The following is a 16,757-nucleotide window of genomic DNA, read 5'->3' as shown; positions in this document are numbered from 1 at the left end:
GGACGGTCATCAATGGTCACCGGAGGTGAGGGTCACGCTACGGCTACGCGCGCTTGTCGCCGTCCCCGGCACCGGGCCGGTGACCCTCGACGTTCCCGCCGGCACGCTCACCGCCCTGGTGGCGCCACCCCGGTTCGGCACGGCGGTCGCCCGGGTGCTGGCCGGGCTCGCCCCGCCGGTGACCGGTCGCATCCTCGTCGGCGACCGGGACGTCACCGCCCTGCCGCCGCCCCGCCGGCAGATCGGCTACGTGCCCGCCGGCGGCGCGCTGCTGCCGCAGCTCACCGTGCGGCGCAACATCGAGTACGGCCAACGCAAACGCGAACGGGTGCACGAGGTGGCCAACGACTGGACGGCCACGGTGGTCGACCGACTCGAGTTGGCGCTCTCCCTCGCCCTGCTGCCGCACCAGATCTCCGCCGCCCAGCGGTTCCGGGTGGCGCTCGCCCGAGCGGCGGCCTGCCTGCCCGAGGTGCTGGTGATCGACCTGCCGGCCGGGTCGGCGGGCGACAGCCGCCTCGGTGACCTGATGCCTCGGCTCTCGCCACCGGACGCCCCCGGGGTGGCGGTGCTGGTCTGCACCGCCGACCCGGCAACCCTCGCCGAGATACCGGTGCGGTACGAGCTGGTCACCGAGCCGAGCGAGGCCTCCCGATGAGGCCGACCGCCCGAGCGAGTCGCCGTACGCTGCTGCGCACCGCCGCCGCGGGCGCCACCGCCCTGGTCGCCGGCTGCTCCGGTGGGACCCGGTCGGTGCAGGTCGCGGTGGTCTGGAGCACCAGCGAGCTGGACCGGTTCCGCGAGGTCGTCGCCGGCTACCCCGCTCCGGTGCAGGTGGTCAGCGCCGGCAACGACATCGACGCGTTCCTGCGCGCCCGGCACCTGGCCGGCACCAGCCCGGACGTGGCGATCCTGCCGCGCCCCGGCCTGGTCACCGAGTACGCCCAGCGCGGGTGGCTGAGCCCGGTGCGCGGGTCCACCGAGTACGCCGTACCCACCGGGCTGGGCGAGCTGCTGACCGCCGAGGGCCAGCGCTACGGCGTCTGGGTCAAGGCGGCCCACAAGTCGCTGGTCTGGCACCTGCCCTCGATGCTGCCGGTGCAGCCGGCCAACTGGGACGCGCTGGTCCGGCGTACCCAGGAGCTCGGCGCGCTCGCCCGGCGCGACGGCGGGCCGGCGCCCCTGGCGATCGGCGCCGCGGACGGCTGGGTCCTCACCGACTGGTTCGAGAACGTCCTGGCCGACGTGGCACCCGACAGCTACAGCACCCTGGCCCGGCCGGACGCCGACTGGGAGGGCAGGCCGGTGCGCGACGCACTGGACCGGCTCGCCGGGCTCTGGAGCATCAACGGGGCGTTCGTCGGCGGTGGCCGTCGCGCCCTGCTCACCCAGTACGAGGAGTCGGTGATCCAGGTGGTGCACACGAAGCGGGCGGTGATGCTGGTCGGGGCCGACTTCACCGCCGACGTCGCCGACCCGTTCCAGCGTGGTCCGGAGCCGCCTGTCACGTTCCGGTTCCCTGGTGCCCAGCCGGGCGGCGGCCCACTGATCGTCGGCGGGGACGCGGCCGTGGCGTTCGCCGACGCCCGGGGCGGGGTCGAGCTGGTCGAGTGGCTCACCAGGGCCGACTCGTTCCAGCCGTGGCTGAGCAAGGGCGGTTACCTGTCGCCCAACACCAACGTCGCGATCGGCAGCTACCGGGACCGGGTCGGCCAGGGGCTCGCCGCGGAGATGCGGACGCCCGGCACCCTGCGTTTCGACCTCTCCGACCAGTTGCCCGGCGCGTTCACCGGCTCGGACGGGGTCGGCATCTGGCGGATCATGCAGGGCTTCTTCGCCGACGTCACCGACGGGGTCCGCGCCGGCGAGGCGATCCGGCGGGCCACCGGCCTGCTCGCCGCTGCGGCTCGCAGCGCGGGGAGCGGCCGATGAGCCAGGTGCGGGTCCTCGGCGAGCTGGCGGTCCTCGACGACGTCGGGCCGGCCCGACGGGGTCGGGCGTATCCGGCGGCGGGGGCGACGTCGGCCCTGCTGCTGCCGGCCGCGGTGCTGCTCGGTGGGCTGGTGCTCTGGCCGGTGCTGCGGACCATCCACGCCAGCGTCACCACCGACGGTCGCTGGGTCGGCGCGGAGCACTTCCGAACCGCGCTCGCCGCCCCGGGCACCGGCGCGGTGGTCGGCCGGACGGTCCTCTGGGCCCTGCTGGTGCCGGCGGTGGTGACGGCGCTGGGCTATCTGCTCGCCGCCGCGTCCCGCCGCTCCCAGGAGGGTGGCCTGGTCCGGTTGATCCTCCTGGTGCCGGTGGCGTTGCCGCTCGTCGTCACCGGGGTCACCTTCCGGCTGATGTACGACCCGGACCCGAGCCGGGGGTTGGCCACCCTGGTCGCGACCCGGCTGACCGGCCGCTCGGTCGAGGACGCGCCGCAGTTGCTCGGGCCGGGGATGGTCACCGTCGCGTTGATGTCGGCGTTCGTCTGGGCCTGGGTCGGGTTGGCGGTGCTGGTGTTCCGGTCCGCGCTGGACGCGGTGCCGCCGAGTCTCGCCGACGCGGTGCGCGCCTACGGCGGTAAGCGCCGCCACGTGCTGTGGGACGCGCAGTGGCGGCCACTGCTGCTGCGGACCACCGCTGTGGTCTTCGCGTTGGTGGCGGTCGGCACCAGCCGCACGTTCGACCTCATCCTGGTGATGACCCCCGGTTCGGTCCGCGACGAGGCGTCGGTGCTCGCGCTGCGGATCTGGCAGACCTCCGGTGGCACCACCACCGGCGACGGGGCCGCGCTCGGCGTGGTGTGGCTGGTGGCGGTGATCGGCGGGATCATGGTCGCCGCGCTCTTCGTCCGGCAGGCCTGGCCGCCGCCGCGCGTCGAGGCGGCACCGGAGCCCGCACCGGTCGCCCCGCCCCGGCGGCTGTTCCGGCTGCTCGCGGCGGGTGCCGCGATCGCCTGGCTGGTGCCGCTGGCGGTGCTGGTCGCCACGTCTGCGCATGGCCGGGTGGACGCCGCCGCACGCGGCTGGTGGTCCGCGCCGCCGAATGACGAGTCCTACCGCAACCTGGTCACCGGCACCGAACTGTGGCGCACGCTGGGCTTCACCCTGCTGCTGGCCACCGCGGTGACCGCCACGGTGCTGGTGGTCGCGCTGCTGGCCGCGTACCCGCTGGCGTGGTTGACCGGGCCGGCCGCGCAGGCCACCGGGCTGCTGCTGCTGGCGGCCAGCGTCGTGCCGATCCAGGTCATCGCCGGGCCGGTCAACGAGGTGCTGGGCCTGGTGCTCTCCTCCGGGACGGCCCAGGGTCTGGCCCTGGTGCACATCGCGCTGGGCGTGCCGTTCGCGGTGCTGGTGCTGCGCAACGCGTTCGCCGACCTGCCGGTCGAGCAGGTCCGCGACGCCCGGCTGGGCGGGCGCCGGTGGTGGCACACCCTGCGCCGGTTGGCCCGGCACAACCTGTCGGCGGTGGTGGCGGTCTCCGTGCTGGAGTTCGTCCAGGTCTGGAACGACCTGGTGGTGGGTCGGCTGTTCGGTGGGCCGGGGGCGTCGCCGCTCGGGCCGTTCCTGGCCGAGCAGACCCGCAGCTTCGTGAGCAACAGTGGCGCGCTGGCCGCCAGCTCGGTGCTCGCCTCGGTGCTGCCGGTGGTGCTCGTGGTCCTCTCCCGGCGGCACCTGGTCGCCGGGCTCGTCTCCGGGGGCGTCCGGTGACCGGGCCGGGTGGTGCGCGTGGTGGCTCGCGCTGGCCGGCGCTGATCGCGATCGGCGGCGTGGTCGGCAGCATCCTGGCCAATGTGGCCAGCAACCTGGCCGGCAATCTCCTCTCCGAGCTGGCGGCCAGCGTGCTCGGGCCGGCGACCATCGTCCTGGCCACCGGCGGCGTGGTGGGTTACGTGGTGTACGAGGTACGCCGCCGCCGCGCCGGCCGGGAGGTCGGCCCCGAGCCGACGGACGTGCTCACCACGCCGGTCACCGGCGCGCCCACGCTGCCCTACACGGCCGAGTTCACCGGTCGCGGCGAGCACGTCGACGCGGTGGTCGGGCTGCTGGCGCGCGAGCACGCGGTGGCGGTGCTGGGTCGACGCGCGGTGGGCACCTCAGCGGTGGCGGTCCAGGCCGCGAACCGGTGCCGGGAGGACTTCCCGGACGGGCAGTACTACCTCGACCTGCGGCGGCGGGGTCGACCCCGCTCGGCCCGGCAGGTGCTCACCGCGCTGGCCCGGATCCTGGGCACCGCACCGCCGACCTCCGGCCGGCCGGACGCGCTCGCCGTTGCCGCCGACGCGCTGCGCGGCCAGCTCGACGGTCGCAAGATCCTGCTGGTGCTGGACAACGTCGACCGTCCCGAGCAGGTCCGGCCTCTGTTGCCGCCGACCGCGCGCACCTGCCGTCTGCTCCTCGCCGGTGGTCCGGCGCTCGTCGGTCTGGAGGGTGTGGTCGCGCACTGGATCGCCGAACCGGGCACGTCGGAGGCGGTGGAGCTGTTCGCGACGGCGGGCGGGGCCGCGCCCGGCGCCCGGGTCCGTCGCGCCGACCCGCGCACCGACCCGGCGGTACGCGACATCGTCGACCTGTGCGGGCGACAGCCACGTACCGTCCGCGCGCTCGGCTACCGCACCGCCCAGCACGGTTGGCGGCACTCCGACGTGCTGGACGCGCTGCGCCGCGCGGTGCAGACGCCACCGCACCAGCGGCTCGCCGTGTCCCCGGCGGCCCGCCTGGTCACCGAACGGGACATCGCGTACCAGGCGTTGCCCCGGGCGGCCCGACGGTTGTACCGGCTGATGTCACTGGTCCCCGCCCCGGTGGACCGGCCCACCATCGGGGCGCTGGCCGGGCGGCACCCGGAGCTGGTGACCGCGCTGCTCGACCGGTTGGCTGCCGCGGCGTTCGTGGTCGGCGCGCCCGGCGACCGGTACGAGATCCGCCCCCTGCTGGCCGGCAGTGCCCGACTGCACCTGCGGGACGCGGATCCGGCCCGTGCCCGGGTCGCCGCGCAGGCCCGGCTGACCCGGCACCTGGCCCGCCGGGCCGAACGGCACGCGGCCAACCTGGCGGTGCTCGGCTCCCCACCGGACCGGGAGTGGTCGCTGCCGCTCGACGACGACCCGTACGGCTGGTTCGACCTGCACCAGGAGCTGCTGCTGGCGGTGGTGCGGGTGCCGGCCGGTGCGAAGGAGACACTGCCCCGTCGGGTCCGCCGGTGGTGGTTCCGGCTGGCCGTGGCGCTGTGCGGGTGGCTGGCGTACGCCGAGCGGCTCGACGAGTGGGAGCAGGTCTGCCGCACCGTGCTGGCCACCCCGACCGCCGACGACCGCCCGGAGATCGCCGGGTGGGCGCACAACGAGCTGGGGGTGCTGCGCCGACGCCGGCACGACCCGCAGGGGGCGGCTGCCGCGCTCACCCTCGCGGTCAACGAGCGTGGGCGGCGGGGCAACGCCCAGGCGCGGATGAACCTCGGCCTGGCCCTGCTCGATTTGGGCCAGCTCGACGACGCGGTGGAGCACCTGGAGATGTCCCGCCGGCACCGCTCGGGCGCGGACCGTGCCGGGCACGCCCTCACCGAGCTGGGCCTGGGCGCGGCCCAGCTCGCCCGGGGCGAACCGGACACCGCGCACCACCACCTGGTGCGGGCGGCCAACACGTTCCGGTCGGTGGGTGACGCGCGCGGGTACGCGGCGGCGCTGACCAACCTGGTGCTGGTGCACGCGGCGCTCGGCGAGCACCTGGACGCCGCCCAGGCGTGGCGGGCCGCGCTGCGCGAGTACGAGTCGGTCAACGACCCCACCAGCCGGGCGACGGCACTGCTCAACGCCGGGGCGACGCTGCTGAGCAGCACCCCCGGGCAGGCGCGGACGGCGTACGAGCTGCTGGCCGAGAGCCGCCGGCTGCGCGAGGAGAGCCGGCCCACCGCCGGGCTGGCGCGCACCCTGTTGTACCTGGGTGACGCCTGCGACGCGCTTGGCGACCCCGCCGACGCGCGGCGGCACTGGGCGGACGCGGCTGCGGTGGCCGAGGAGGTCGCCGACGCCCAGGGGTTGGCCGCCGCCGACACCCGACTCGAGGACGACGCCGAGCGCCGCGTGACGTAGGTCGCTCGGGTTGGCCGGTGGCACGGCTCTGGGAGACTCTGTGATCGTGGACGCGCTCTCGGTACGGGGACTCAGTCGCAACTTCGGCAACCTGGTCGTGCTCGACGAGGTGAGCTTCACGCTCCCGGCGGGCCGGATCGCCGTGGTGCTGGGCCCCAACGGCAGCGGCAAGACCACCCTGCTGCGCTGTGTCGTCGGCGCGGACCGGCCGGACGCGGGCGAGGTGCTGGTGCAGGGCCGCCGGGCCGACGAGACCGATCCTCAGGTGCGGGCGCTGGTGGCGGCCGCCCTGGACGACATCGACTTCTTCCCCGACCTGTCCGTGGTCGAGCACCTGGAGCTGGTCGCGTACGCCCACGGGGGTGACGCCGAGCCGGTCGAGGAGGTCCTCGCCGAGCTGGGTCTGGAGCCGGCCCGCGACCAGTTGCCGGTGACGCTGTCCAGCGGGCAGCGCCGCCGGCTGGCGCTGGCGTCCTGTTTCGTCCGGCCACGCCGGGTGCTGATTCTGGACGAGCCCGAGCAGCGGCTGGACGTCCGTGGGCGACAGTGGCTCGCCGACCGACTGCTCCGGGAGCGGGCGGCGGGCACTGCCGTGCTGCTGGCCTCGCACGACCCGGAGCTGATCGACGCGGTGGTCGACGAGCGCATCGAGATCGGAAAGTGACCGCCGCGCCGGCCACGATCGCCGACACGCCGACCGGGGTGCCCACCGCCCGGCAGGTGCGCACGCACCTGCGCAAGGCCCGCAGTCGACACCACGACCATTCGCTCGGTGACGTGCTCGGCGACGCGTACGTCATCGTCCTGTTCGTGGGCATGTACGGCTGGTTCGCGATCAGCGCCAGCCGCGACCTGCTGGACTCCCCCACCGTGGGGCAGGCCGAGCCGGGGGTGCGGTGGTGGCTGGCGGTCGCCGCGCTGCTGGCCGGCGCGGGGCTCGCCTGGCGTGGCCTGCGCGCCCTCGGTCCGCTGCTGGTCACCCCGGCCACGCAGAGCTGGGCGACCAGCGCGCCGATCGACAGGCGGGCCTGGCTGGCCCCGCGCTTCGTCCTGCTGCTGCTGGGCGCGGCGGCTGGCACCGCGGCGCTCGGGGTGGCCGTGGCGGCGCTCGGTGGGGTCAGCGACCCGGCCGCCCTGGGTTGGGCGGCGGCGGCCGGCGCCGGGTGGGGCGCGGCCGCGCTGGCGCTCAGCGTCGTCGCCCAGAGCAGCCGGGCGGGGCGACGCTGGCCGACGGTGGCCGGGGCGCTGCCGATGGTGGCCGCCGCCGTGATCACCGCGCTGGTGGTGCTCGTCGGCCGCCTCGGCGGCGGGCTGCCCCGGCCCGCGACGACGCCGACCATCGCGCTGTTCGCCGCCGCGGTGCCACTCGTGGGCGTGGGCACGATCCTCGCGGTACGCGCGCTGCCCGGGGTCGACCGGGCCACCCTGACCACCGGCGCGCAGTTCGCCAACGCCGCCGCCACGGCCACGATCCTGCTGGATCCGAGCCTGCTCGCCAGCCTGGTGGAGAGCCGCCGCTGGCGTCGGATCGGCCGGGTTCGCAGCCGCCGGTTCCTGCCCGGCCCCGGCTGGTGGGCGCTGCTCCAGGCCGACGTACGCCGGCTGCGCCGCCACCCGAGCGCCGTGCTGATCTGGGCGGCGCTGATCGGGGTGCAGTACGCTGCCGCGCTCGCCCTGCCCGGGTTGGCCGGGGCCGCCCAGGTGGTGTTCGCGTACCTCGCCGCCAACCGGCTGACCGGCGGCCTGCGCGCGGTCAGTCGCTCACCCGGTCTGCGCCGGGCGCTCGGCGGCAGCGACAACCTGCTGCGCGGGATCCACGTGGTGGTGCCGGCCGTCGGCGCGGGCCTGTGGTGGTTGCTGACCCTGCCGACCGTCGAACCGGGGCCTGCCTGGTTGGCGCCGACGCTGGCGCTCGGGGTGGTGGCCGCCGCGTTCCGGGCCGGCACCCGCCCGCCGATCGACTACGGCGGCGCGACTGTCAACACGCCGTTCGGGATGATCCCGGTCGACCTGCTGCGTCAGGGGGGACGGGGGCCGGCGCTGCTCGCCGTGCTGGTCCTGGTCCAGCTGTTCCTGGGCTGACCGGGTCATCGCCCGGCCAGCCCAGGGCACTCAGCCGTCCAGCCGGCGGACCATGTTCATGATCGTCTCGACCTGCGCGCCGCCCTTGATCGGGAAGTTGGTCGTGCCGAGGTAGCCCCACCAGTCCCAGCAACCGTTCGGGTTGCTGAGCGAGGTGCCTGCCTGGGGGTACAGGACGATCAGGTTGTTGGTGTCGGCGTACTGGTTGAGGTTGGCCCGGTCGACGAACGCCGTGCCCACCGCGCCGGAGGACTGCACGCAGCCGTGCAGGGCCACCAGCAGTCGGCACGACTGGCCGGCCGCGCAGGCCGACGGGACGTAGGCGAAGCCGTTGGCGTCCATGCTCAACCCGTTGGCCCAGCCGTTGACCGCGAACGTGTTCTGGCTGAACCGGGTGAGCGTGCCGCCGAGCGCCCCGGTGTTCGGCGCGTTCACCCCGCCGAGCAGCTTGCGCAGGAGGGCGTTCTGCGGGTCGCTCCCGCAGTCGTTGAGGTACGGCGACGCTGTCGCCGCGCATCCGAGCGTGCCGTACGGCGTGACCCAGGAGTGACCGGCGGCGGAGCCGCTGTCGTACTGCACGCTGGCCCCGAAGTGCTGGTAGTACCGGACCAGGTCGTCCGTGACGGACTTCTTGACCGTGGTGTCGTTGCCGCCGTGGAACACGTACACCGGATCGCCGGACAGATTGCCGACCGGGTCGACCCAGCCGTACGACGCCCAGGTCCGGGTGTACGCCTGCAGCGCTGACACGTTTGTCGGGTACAGGTTGTCGCCGCAGCCGTAGAGCGCCTGGGCGACGGTGTTCTGCGAGCAGTAGTACGGCCCGGCGGCGAAGACGGCCGCTCCCCGGATCCGGGACGAGTAGGCGACGTGGAGCTGCGTGGCCATGTAGCCACCGGAGGAGACCCCGGCGACGTAGACGCCCGAGACGTTGTAGGTGCCCAGCGACCCGGAGACCGGGGGCTTGGTGGCGGGGTTGGCGGCCTGGGCGGGTGCCGCAGCGGTCAGGATCAGCAGGAGCACGGCCGCGATGGTGGTGATGGCTCTCCGCAGTGTGGGCATGGGCGCTCTCCTCGGCAGCGCCAACGGGCGTCGGCGTGCGCCGAAGCTACCGTGACATAGACCACACCAGATATGAGCGCAACCGCTACGTCCACCACCGCCGGTGTGTCCCCCGCACCCACTTTCCGGTGCTCAGTGGCCGTGACTGAGGGCGGCGGCGATGGCGGCGACGCCGTCCTCGATCTCGGTGGGTGTCCGGGCCGCGTAGCCGAGCACGAGCCCGGGTCGGTACGGCCGCTGGCAGTGCCAGGACAGCGGTTGCACCTTCACCCCGCGCGCCAGCGTCGCCGCCGCCAGGTCGGTGTCGATCACGGCGTCGTCCAGCGTGATCATCAGGTGCAGACCGGCGGCGGCGCCGTGCACCGTCGCCGATGGCACCTCGCGGGCCAGCGCGGCGATCATGGCGTCCCGCCGGCGGATGTGTCGACGGCGCAGCAGCCGCAGGTGCCGCTCGAAGGCCCCGGAGGTCATCAGCTCCGCCAGCACCAGTTGCGGTAGCACGGCATTGCCCAGGTCGGCGTTGCGCTTGGCGGCCACCACCGCGTCGCGCAGTCGCTGTGGCACGAGCAGCCAGCCGACCCGCAGGGCGGGGGCGAGCAGTTTGGAGACGCTGCCGGCGTAGCAGACCTGCTCGGGCAGCAGACCGCGCAGCGCCGGCACTGGAGGACGGTCGTAGCGGTGCTCGGCGTCGTAGTCGTCCTCGATGATCAGACCGCCGGCCCGCGCCCAGGCGACGAGGTGGCGGCGGCGGTCACCGTCGAGCACCACGCCGGTCGGGAACTGGTGCGCGGGGGTGAGCATCACGGCGGGCACGCCACTGGCGGCCAACTCGTCGACCCGCAGCCCGGCGTCGTCGACGGTGATCGGTGGGGTGTCCATCCGCCAGTTGTTCAGGTGCTGCCGCACCCCGAGCGAACCTGGGTCCTCGACCGCGACCTGGTCGACGCCGGCAGCGGTGAGTGCCTGGGCGAGCAGCCCGAGCGCCTGGGAGACCCCGGCCACGATGATCACCTCGGCGGGGTCGACGCTGATGCCGCGGTTGCGCGCCAACCAGGCGGCGACGGCCCGGCGCAACGCGGGTGTGCCGCACGGGTCGCCGTAGCCGAGGTCGGCCGCGGCGAGGCGGCGCAGCACGGTCCGTTCGGCGCGCAGCCAGTCCGCACGGGGAAAGGCGGCGAGGTCGGGTACGCCGGGCGTCAGATCGATGGTCGCGTGCGCCGCGCGTACCGCGTCGAAGATGTCGGTGCCCGGTGCCGGCGGGAAGGTCGCCACCGGTGCCGGCGCGTCGGCCGACGCGGGTGTGGACGCGGCCGGCGCGGCGACGACGACAGTGCCGGCCCGGCCCCGACCGGCGACGTGCCCCTCCTCGGTCAGGCGCTGGTACGCCTCGGTGACCACGCCCCGGGAGACACCGAGGTCGGCGGCGAGCACCCGGGTCGGGGGCAACCGGTCACCGACCGGTACCCGACCTTCTGCGATGGCCTGCCGCAGCCGGTCGGTCAGCCAGTCGGCGCGCCCGCCCGGCGCCGCGTCGGTGACGCTCAGGTGCAGGAAGTCGGACCCGGCCGATATGGACCTCTCGGATGCCGTCGCTTTGGCTCTGCCCATCGGACCATTGTGGCAGCAGAGTGAGCAGGAGCCAGACCTGACAACTCCGCCGGAGGACGATCGTGACCATCCCGTTTCTGATCACCACGCTGATCGTGGTGGTCACCCCCGGCACCGGGGTGATCTTCACGCTCTCCGCCGGCCTGTCGCGGGGCGCGCGGGCAGGGGTGCTGGCCGCGTTCGCCTGCACGCTGGGGACGTTGCCGCACCTGCTGGCCGCGATGACCGGGCTGGCCGCGCTGATGCAGACGAGCGCCGCGGCGTTCGAGACCGTCCGCTACCTCGGTGTCGGCTACCTGCTCTACCTGGCCTGGTCAATCGCGCGGGATCGCGACGCCTTCGCGGTGGCTAGCGACGCCCCACCCCGCTCGGCGCTCCGGGTGATCGTCTCCGGAGTGCTCGTCAACCTGCTCAACCCGAAGCCGACGATGTTCTTCGTCGCGTTCCTGCCGCAGTTCGTGGACACCACGGCGCCGGGCTCGACCCGGGCGATGCTCGGCTGCGGCGCGGTGTTCATGCTGCTCACCTTCGTGGTGTTCAGCGGCTACGGCGTCTTCGCGGCCCGGGTCCGCGACCGGGTGCTGACCCGACCCCGGGTCACCGACTGGCTGCGCCGATCCGCCGCCGGCACGTTCGTCGCGCTCGGCGTGACCCTCGCCCTCACCGAACGATAGGACCACAGACGCGTACCCCGGAGGGGTCAGGCGGTCTCGCCGGGCATCAGGTGACGGTAGCCGGGGATCGTCTCGGCGAACCAACCGGCGACACTGGCCAGGCCGCGTTCGTTGAGCTGCGCGTCGTGGATCGGGTACGCCGCCGCCGCGCCCACCGCAGCGGCGAACCGGATCGCCTCGTCGAGGCGCAGCCAGGACCCCTGGGCCGGGACGAGCAGCGTGCGCACCGGCTCGTCCGGCACGTGCAGCGCGTCGCCCGGGTGGTAGAGCTGCTCGCCGATCAGGTAGCCGAGGTTCGGACAGTCGGGCTGCCCCTCGTGGATCGCGGCATGCCGGCCGCCGTGCGCGCTGACCGTGATGCCGGCCGCCGTGAAGCGCTGCCCCGCACGGACCCGCGTCACCGGCAGCGGAGCGAGATCCGGCAGTCGGGCGCCCTCCGGGGCGTACACGGGGACACCGAGACCGGCGAGCCGCAACACGTCCACGTGATCCGTGTGCTCGTGGGTGACCAGGACGGCGTCCGCGCCGACCAGGGCCCTCGGCTCGCTCCACGTCCCCGGGTCGACGACCAGCACCCCGCCGTCGTGCTCGACGCGCACGCACGAGTGGGTGAATCGGGTGATCCGCACCCCGCCGACGGTACGCCGTCGACTGATCAGTCATGGTCCCCGTGGCCGCTGTGCGTTGGCGGGCGTCCTGCCGCCTGGCCCGGATCGACCACGACGAACTGCCCCATCATTCCGCTGTCCTCGTGCCAGAGCAGGTGACAGTGGTACATGTAGGGCAGGTTCGGGTCGCTGTGGTCGGCGAACCGAAGCACGATCCGCATCGGTCGGTGTGGCGGCAGGAAGATGGTGTCCTTCCAGCCGGCCAGCTCGGGCGGCGGCGGCGCGCCGGCCACCGAGACAAGCTGGAACTGCACATCGTGGACGTGGAAGTTGTGCGGGGCGCCGTCGGAGTTGACCACTTCCCAGACCTCGGTGGCGCCCCGGGTGGCGGCGAAGTCGATCCGGTCCATCTGCATCGACCGGCCGTTGATGCCTCGCCCCTTGAACTCCATCCGACGGGTGGTGACCGCAGCGCCCGGATCCAGCCGGTCCATCGGCACCAGGTCGTCGGGAGCCGGCGGAGCGGGGGTCAGGGTGTCGGCGGCGCGCAGTTGCAGCACGTCGAACCGGTCCGCGCCACCCGCCGAGCGCCGGGACAACCCGCCGATGCCGAGGTCGGGTGGCGTGCTGCGCAGGGTAACCCTCTCCCCCGGCCGAACGTCCACCACGACCTCGGCCCGTTCCCCGGGCGACAGTCGTACCCGCGTCAGCCGGGCGGTCCGATCCAGCAGTCCCCCGTCCGTGCCGACCAGCGCGAAGGGCCGGTCGTCGGAGAACCCGAAGTCGTACGTACGCGCGGTGGACGCGTTGAGCAGGCGCAGCCGGACCCGCTCGGTACGCACGTCCAGGTAGGGACCCACCGTGCCGTTGACCAGCAGGGTGTCGCCGAGCACGCCGATGCCGGCGAACGCGTTGCGGGTCTTGTCGAACTGGCCGCTGCCCGAGAAGCTGCGGTCCTGCACGATCACCGGCACGTCGTCCACCCCGTACGTGCGGGGAAGCGGCAACGCCGCCTCCCGGTCGTCGTCGAGGATGAACATGCCGGCCAGGCCCCGGTAGACCTGGTCCTCCGTCGCGCCGTGCGGGTGCGGGTGGTACCAGAGCGTGGCCGCCGGCTGGTTCACCCGCCAGGTCGGTGACCAGGTGGCCTCCGGGCGCACCAGTTGGTGCGGCCCGCCGTCCATCCGGGCCGGCAGGTGCATGCCGTGCCAGTGCACGTTGGTGTCCTGACTCAACCTGTTGACCACGTTGACCTGCACCTGCTCGCCGCGCTTGGCACGAAGTGTCGGGCCGAGAAATCCACTGTCGAAACCGGCGGTGGCCGTCAGACGCCCGTCGCCGTGGAAGTCACGCGTGCCCTCGTCGGCGACCATGTCGAAGACCCGCCGACCCCGTTCGTCCAGTCGGGACGGAGCCAGCGGTGGCACGGCAAGCGGGTGGGCGAAGTTCACCTCGCCCACGGTGTCGGTGGGGCGGGTCAGCGCCCAGGCGCCCCCGGCGAGGTCAACTCCGATCACCAGTACGGCGACAAGCACGCCGATGAGCACCCGGACCAGGGGTCGTCGTCGCGTAGACACGGGATCCACCTCCAGAAGAGTCGCTACATGTAGCTTCTCTTCATATGGGGGCGACGACCAGCCGGACGACCGGCTTTCCGGGACCGCTCCGGGATGCCCCCGAGAGCGCCCTCCGGGGCCGGGGGCGCGACACCGGACGCAAAAGGGCGTCGTCAGCGCATCGACGCGACCGACGCCCGGACGATGTACGCGAACTGCACACCGAACGCCACCACCGCGACCAGCACCCCGACAACGACAGTCAGCCCGACCCCGACCCCGACGGTCGTGGCCACCAGCGCGATGCCGAGCCCGCTCAACACCGCGTTGACCGCGCCCACGAGTGCCGCCGTGGTGAGCAGGAACTCCCACCGCCCCGGCCGCGTACCGACCAGGTTCCACGCCGTGCTCATGGCGTCGTCGGCCATAACCGCGTCGGCGAAGAAGTCGTGCTCGCTGGCGAACTGGTGTTGGTAGTAGGCCCGGATGCGCTGAATCCGCAGCAGGTCCAACGAGTTCTCGACGGTGGTCTCCACCAGCCGCAGAAACGTCAGCACACCGATGATGACAAGCGTCGGCAGCACCGCGGCCAGGTACGGCCGGACCAGCTTGTCGTTGCTGGCGACGAAGCCGAGACCGATCAGCGACGCCGACAGGACGGACAGGAAGATGGTGGCGCGGCCGGTGGCCTCGGCGATGGTGCCGGCGCGGGACGTCTGCAACGCGTAGTGCTCGGTGGTCAGGACGGTGAGAAGCGCCTGCTCGCGTTCGCTCTCGTCCACCCCGCCACCCTCCGTGGTCGCACGACTCCGTTACCGTCACCCTAAGAGCGGTGGAGCTGGTCCGAGCGGCGAACCGACCGCTCGGAGAAGGGGACAGCGCCCAGCAAAGCGGGCACGTATCCTCCGAACTCCGGTGATCAGCAAGCGGCGGCGGGGCCGACCGACGGCGGAAGGGGTCCGAATGCCCGGGTGGGCTGGTCGGGGCGGGCGGCAACGACGGGCCTTCGTCGTCGGTGGGGCACTCTTCGCGATCGCCGTCGTCATGTTGCTGGCCGCCTGGCGCAGCAGCGGTTTCCTCAGCGACCTGCTGCTCAACCTCGGGGCCAGCGTGGTCCTCGCGGCCATCTCGTACGTCATCTTCGACCCGCTGTTCGAGGAGGCCCGCAAGGCGCGGGTGCAGGAGCACCTCAGCTTCGACCAGCAGGCGTTCGTGACGCGGCTGCACCGCTCCGGTCGGCGGGTGCGCATCCTCGACACCTGGACGATCCTGCTGGAGCAACGGCACCGGGAGGAGACGCTGAGCGCGGTGCGAGCGGCGCTCGCCAACGGCGCCCAGGTGCAGTTGCTGCTGCTCGACCCCGACTGCACCGCCGCCCAGCAACGCTCCGAGGAACTGGAGCGGCAACGGGTGGACGTGCCACGGCAGATCCGCACCAACCTGCGCCACCTGGCCGCGTTCGCCGACGCACTCGACTCGCGGCTGCGACACCGCCTGCAGGTCCGGCTCTACGACGCGTCCCCGTCGATCCAGCTCTACCAGTGGGACGGGCGGGCGCTGATCTCGTTCTTCCCGATCGGGAAGTTGTCGTTCAACGTGCCGCAGCTCGAGGTGGACATGGACAGCCCGTGGGGCGGGTTCGTGCACGCCCGGTTCGAGGAGCTGTGGGAGCACGAGCAGGCCACCCTCGACCTGGAGCGGTACTGGTCAGTCATGGTCACGCTGCGCCACGACGAGTCGGACGTGGTCGAGGTACGCGTGCCGTACGTGACCGTGGACGGGCAGCACTACGTCGACTGCCGGGGGTTCCGGGTCACCGGGCCGCTGACGGTGCGCGCCGTGCTGCCGCCCCGCGCACCCGGCGCGGCACCCGGCGTGTTCGCGCTGGCCGAGCCCGCCGACGGGGACCGAACCCCGGCCGCCGTCGTGAAACGGCACTTCGACCAGAAGTACGGGCACGGCGACGGCGAGCGGGACGTCCGCCGACTGGTGCCGCCGCCGGGCGACACCCGTACCCCGGCACCCCGCCCCGCGACGGCCGGCGACACGCACGCACGGTGACCCCCGGCCGGCCCGGTCTGCTCGGCACAGGAAACAATGGTGGTCCACCCTGATCGCCAGGAGGACCGTCGGCGTGTCGCACCGCACCGCACCGCCGTCCGGGGCGGCGCAGCTGCGCGCCGACTGCGGACGCTGCTTCGGTTTGTGCTGCGTGGTGCCCGCCTTCGCCGCGTCGGCGGACTTCGCCATCGACAAGCCGGCCGGCACGCCCTGCCCCAACCTGCGCCCCGACCACCGCTGCGGCATCCACACGGAGCTGCGGCAACGCGGGTTCCCCGGCTGCACGGTCTTCGACTGCTTCGGCGCCGGCCAGCAGGTCGCCCAGGTGACCTTCGGCGGGCGGGACTGGCGGGACGCGCCGGAGACGTTGCCGGCGATGGCGGAGGCGTTCGCGGTGCTGCGACCGCTGCACGAACTGCTCTGGTACCTCACCGAGGCGGTGGCGCTGCGCCCACCTGCCGACCTGCGCGCCGAGCTGGAACACGCCCGCACCGAGACGCTGACGCTCACCGAGGGTGACCCGGCGCAGCTTCGCACGGTGGACGTCGCCGGTCACCGGGACCGGGTCAACCCGCTGCTGTCCCGGGCCAGCGAGGCGGCCCGCGCACCCGGCGGCGCCGACCGCCGGGGCGCGCACCTGCTCGGGGTGGACCTGCGCCGCGTCGACCTGCGCCGGGCCAACCTGCGCGGCGCGCTGCTCATCGGCGCCGACCTGCGCGGAACGGACCTCAGCCTGGCCGACGTCACCGGCGCGGACCTGCGCGGGGCCGACCTGCGGGGCGCGGACCTGCGGCGCACCCTCTTCCTGCACCAGACCCAACTGGACGCCGCCCGAGGTGACACACGCACCTGGCTGCCGCCGGCCCTCACCCGGCCGGCGCACTGGACGGCGCTGCCGCTCACCCCGCTCCGCCAGCCGGCCCGAGCCCCCGCGCCCGCCCGTCGGGGCCGACGCCGCTGACCGCGAGGTTTCGGCCCGGACGACGCCGGGTAGCCAGCGCCGACGCGGACCGGCATCGACGGGGGGCAC

General features: G+C 73.8%; 14 protein-coding genes. 9 read left to right on the top strand and 5 right to left on the bottom strand.

The genetic code is table 11. The features are described 5' to 3' along the window. The first annotated feature begins 25 nt into the window (after positions 1–25). From ACQP0U_RS13590 to ACQP0U_RS13565, 6 genes are read left to right on the top strand one after another with little or no spacing between them, the layout of a single operon-like run. Positions 26–658 carry an ATP-binding cassette domain-containing protein gene (locus ACQP0U_RS13590; RefSeq protein ID WP_433319128.1) on the top strand — a complete coding sequence of 211 codons (633 nt, stop codon included), beginning with the start codon at positions 26–28 and terminating at the stop codon, positions 656–658. Then, positions 655–1,932, top strand: coding sequence for a hypothetical protein (locus ACQP0U_RS13585; protein WP_433319125.1), 1,278 nt, complete (start codon positions 655–657; stop codon positions 1,930–1,932). Before ACQP0U_RS13590 ends, ACQP0U_RS13585 begins: the two co-directional genes overlap by 4 nt. Next, a complete protein-coding gene (locus ACQP0U_RS13580) occupies positions 1,929–3,695 on the top strand; it encodes an ABC transporter permease subunit (RefSeq protein ID WP_433319122.1) in 1,767 nt (588 codons plus the stop codon). The genes ACQP0U_RS13585 and ACQP0U_RS13580 overlap by 4 nt, the downstream gene beginning before the upstream one ends. Continuing rightward, the gene (locus tag ACQP0U_RS13575; RefSeq protein ID WP_433319120.1) at positions 3,692–6,076 is read left to right on the top strand and encodes a hypothetical protein; all 2,385 of its coding nucleotides are present in this window, start codon (positions 3,692–3,694) and stop codon (positions 6,074–6,076) included. Before ACQP0U_RS13580 ends, ACQP0U_RS13575 begins: the two co-directional genes overlap by 4 nt. 40 nt (positions 6,077–6,116) lie before the next feature. Next, on the top strand, positions 6,117–6,740 hold the full coding sequence (locus ACQP0U_RS13570; protein ID WP_112602474.1) for an ABC transporter ATP-binding protein: 624 nt from the start codon (positions 6,117–6,119) through the stop codon (positions 6,738–6,740). Beyond that, a complete protein-coding gene (locus ACQP0U_RS13565) occupies positions 6,737–8,158 on the top strand; it encodes a DUF6297 family protein (RefSeq protein ID WP_433319117.1) in 1,422 nt (473 codons plus the stop codon). The genes ACQP0U_RS13570 and ACQP0U_RS13565 overlap by 4 nt, the downstream gene beginning before the upstream one ends. A gap of 30 nt (positions 8,159–8,188) precedes the next feature. On the opposite strand, the gene ACQP0U_RS13560 is transcribed toward ACQP0U_RS13565, so the two are convergent. Both ACQP0U_RS13560 and ACQP0U_RS13555 read right to left on the bottom strand, forming a co-directional pair. Then, entirely contained in the window at positions 8,189–9,220 is a 1,032-nt protein-coding gene (locus tag ACQP0U_RS13560) for an extracellular catalytic domain type 2 short-chain-length polyhydroxyalkanoate depolymerase (protein ID WP_433319114.1), read from the bottom strand. Between the two features lie 132 nt (positions 9,221–9,352). Then, positions 9,353–10,828, bottom strand: a complete 1,476-nt coding sequence (locus ACQP0U_RS13555; protein ID WP_433319112.1) for a PLP-dependent aminotransferase family protein — start codon at positions 10,826–10,828, stop codon at positions 9,353–9,355. A gap of 62 nt (positions 10,829–10,890) precedes the next feature. Between ACQP0U_RS13555 and ACQP0U_RS13550 the strand changes: the two genes are divergently transcribed. Then, positions 10,891–11,502 carry a LysE family translocator gene (locus tag ACQP0U_RS13550; protein WP_433319109.1) on the top strand — a complete coding sequence of 204 codons (612 nt, stop codon included), beginning with the start codon at positions 10,891–10,893 and terminating at the stop codon, positions 11,500–11,502. A gap of 26 nt (positions 11,503–11,528) precedes the next feature. On the opposite strand, the gene ACQP0U_RS13545 is transcribed toward ACQP0U_RS13550, so the two are convergent. The 3 genes from ACQP0U_RS13545 to ACQP0U_RS13535 all read right to left on the bottom strand — a co-directional run bounded on the left by ACQP0U_RS13545 (position 11,529) and on the right by ACQP0U_RS13535 (position 14,448). After that, positions 11,529–12,131 carry an MBL fold metallo-hydrolase gene (locus ACQP0U_RS13545; protein ID WP_433319106.1) on the bottom strand — a complete coding sequence of 201 codons (603 nt, stop codon included), beginning with the start codon at positions 12,129–12,131 and terminating at the stop codon, positions 11,529–11,531. A gap of 26 nt (positions 12,132–12,157) precedes the next feature. After that, entirely contained in the window at positions 12,158–13,687 is a 1,530-nt protein-coding gene (locus ACQP0U_RS13540; RefSeq protein WP_433319103.1) for a multicopper oxidase family protein, read from the bottom strand. Between the two features lie 152 nt (positions 13,688–13,839). After that, positions 13,840–14,448, bottom strand: coding sequence for a hypothetical protein (locus ACQP0U_RS13535; protein ID WP_433319100.1), 609 nt, complete (start codon positions 14,446–14,448; stop codon positions 13,840–13,842). Positions 14,449–14,629: 181 nt separating this feature from the next. Here ACQP0U_RS13535 and ACQP0U_RS13530 point away from each other — a divergent pair, with 181 nt between their 5' ends. Then, entirely contained in the window at positions 14,630–15,727 is a 1,098-nt protein-coding gene (locus ACQP0U_RS13530; RefSeq protein ID WP_433319097.1) for a DUF5919 domain-containing protein, read from the top strand. A 73-nt stretch (positions 15,728–15,800) separates the two neighbouring features. Beyond that, the gene (locus ACQP0U_RS13525; RefSeq protein ID WP_433319094.1) at positions 15,801–16,688 is read left to right on the top strand and encodes a pentapeptide repeat-containing protein; all 888 of its coding nucleotides are present in this window, start codon (positions 15,801–15,803) and stop codon (positions 16,686–16,688) included. Positions 16,689–16,757: the final 69 nt, after the last annotated feature.

It is taken from the genome of Micromonospora sp. CA-269861, assembly GCF_050948505.1.
Lineage (GTDB): Bacteria > Actinomycetota > Actinomycetes > Mycobacteriales > Micromonosporaceae > Micromonospora.
The sequence above is the reverse complement of the archived record's forward strand: the minus strand, read 5'-3'. Positions and strand labels throughout refer to the sequence as shown.